The sequence below is a fragment of the Wolbachia endosymbiont of Drosophila seguyi genome, assembly GCF_028981765.1.
GTDB lineage: Bacteria > Pseudomonadota > Alphaproteobacteria > Rickettsiales > Anaplasmataceae > Wolbachia > Wolbachia pipientis.
Genome location: NZ_JAPQLM010000175.1, coordinates 1 through 1,810, shown reverse-complemented (window position 1 = coordinate 1,810; position 1,810 = coordinate 1). Strand labels below are relative to the sequence as shown.

General features: G+C 31.2%; 1 protein-coding gene. It reads left to right on the top strand.

Translation table 11 applies throughout. From position 1 onward, the window contains the following. Positions 1 to 1,810 (top strand): two-component system sensor histidine kinase NtrB (locus OZD62_RS04510; protein WP_275019523.1); only part of this gene is annotated, 1,810 nt, incomplete at both ends.

Below are 1,810 nucleotides of genomic sequence, written 5' to 3'. Positions count from 1 at the left end.
TGTCAATTGTTGTGATGGCAGTTATTATGCTCTTACCTCCAGTAGCAATATCGATACTCTACTTTTTTGATATATATAGTCAGCATATTAATATAGAGATTAATTTATTAGTTAGCATTCTAACAACTCTCTTTATGATGTATAATGTAAAACGCTACAGATACCTACTTAATACTATAGAATTTCAAAATGCAATATTTGCAAATGCACTAAATCATAATACAGAATTTTGCCTTATTTTACATAAAGATGAAGGTATTATTTATGCTGATGCAAGGTTCTACGAAAGGTTTAAAGATCATATAGATGATGACATTACGTTAGACAAGATTCTTGAAATAGGAGATGTTTCAGAAGCAGACAAAAAAGTACTCTATCATGCACTAAAAAATAACTCTTCTGTACAGGTATGCATTTCCTTAAACAAGAAGAATAGAGTATCTAACTTTCTTTTGCTCTTTGAGCCGATACCAGATAATCCCCAAATTGCTATAAATAGTAATAAGATTTTAAATTTATCATTAGTGCCAATAGCAAGGCCAGATGGGTATTTTGTATTAAAAGCAACACAGATAAACAAGGAGCAGATATATGAAGAGTTAATAGAAAAACACAGCATAGGAACTTACATTGCAAATGCCAAAGGGGTGATTTTATCTGTAAATAAAAGATTTTTAGACATATTTGAACTAAAAAAACTGGAAAAAGGTAGCTCAATCAGTGATTTTATATCTCAATCTAAATATAACAATACAACAACCGATAATGAAATTTTGTTTTTTACTATAAGTGGTATTCCATTCAAGGCTTATATGAGCACTGCTATATTTTGTGATAAATACAACCATAGCTATATATATGGCTTTATAACACCAACCGAATCAAATATTGTTGATTATCAATTACACCCTTGTTTTGCAAATTCATCAATTGCTATTGCACAATGTGACATAAACGGCAACTTTGTAAAGAAAAATACGGCACTAATAAAGCTTGCAGGGTCAGATAATAATTCAATCTTTACGTTGATATTGGATAGTTATCATGTGAAAATACGTGAATATTTTTCGAGTAATAGAATAAATAATGCGTCTTTTGATGTACAGCTCAACGGCGGTAATAACATAAAAATATATTTCAATAAGTTTCTTCATAATAAAATGATCTTCATACTTTGTTATTTTATTGACAATACTGAACACAAAAACCTAGAGATAAAGCTTGAGCATTATCAAAAGATGCAAGCTATAGGGCAGTTAGCAGGTGGTATTGCGCATGATTTCAACAATATATTGACTGGGATAATAGGATTTTGCGATTTGCTTTTACTCCAACACTCAGCTGGTGACCCATCTTTTGGAGATATAATACAGATACAGCAAAATGCAAAGCGTGGATCAAATTTAGTAAGACAATTGCTTGCTTTCTCAAGAAGACAGACCTTGCAGCCAAAAATTATTGATGTAAATAATACTATAGCTAATCTTTATGAAATGATAAAAAGATTAATAGGTGAAAATATAAAATTTAATATTTATTATGGTAGAGACTTGGGTGCTGTTAGGGCTGATCAAGGGCAATTAGAGCAAGTTATACTTAACTTAGCAGTCAATGCTAGTGCTGCTATGGAAAAGGGCGGAGAATTAACTATACGAACCTTTAATCAAAAGATTGACTCATTAAATTCTACACCTCAGGATATGTTTTCTCCAGACAAGGAAGCGATTGAACATGGAAATTATGTTGTGATTGAAGTAATTGATACTGGATGTGGAATGACGAGTGATACAACTGAAAAGATCTTTGATCC